This window comes from Pseudomonas sp. KB_15, assembly GCF_052114525.1.
Classification (GTDB): Bacteria; Pseudomonadota; Gammaproteobacteria; order Pseudomonadales; family Pseudomonadaceae; genus Aquipseudomonas.
On record NZ_JBFREX010000157.1, the window covers coordinates 1 to 528 of the forward strand.

The 528-nt window shown below is 68.9% G+C and carries 1 protein-coding gene; it reads left to right on the top strand.

Annotated features, from left to right (window positions below; translation table 11 throughout):
- Positions 1-528, top strand: a 528-nt coding sequence (locus AB4Z35_RS30205; protein ID WP_442101187.1) for a tannase/feruloyl esterase family alpha/beta hydrolase, incomplete at both ends; no start/stop codon positions are given.

Consider the following 528-nt stretch of genomic DNA (forward strand, 5'->3'; position numbering starts at 1 on the left):
CCGCCACCCCCTCCCAGACCGCCACCCCCTCCCAGAGCACGACGACCACCGTCCCCAGTACACCCGCCAACGCCAGCGCCGCCGAGAAGTGCAACGCCTTGGCGACGATGAGGATTGGTGCGCCGGACATCGGCCTGAGCACCAGCGGCGCGGTGGTCCAGTCGGCGCAATGGATCGCGGCCGACGCCGCGGGCAACGTCAATGGCGAGTACTGCAAGGTGCTCGGCGCGATCCGCCCCGTCGACGTGACGGCGCCCGACATCAACTTCCAGGTCAACCTGCCCACCAGTTGGAACAGCAAGACGCTGCAGATGGGCGGTGGCGGGCTCGACGGCACTGTCGTCACCGCGCAGCCGGCCAGCGTGGCCAATGCCATCAGCGTGGCCAATGCCATCCGGCAGGGCTACGTCACGTACGGCAGCGACAGCGGCCACGATGCTTCGGGCGGTGGCGCATTTGCGCTCAACGACGAGGCGCTCGCCAACTTCGGGCGCCTGCAGATCAAGAAGACGCACGACGCCGTGGCGG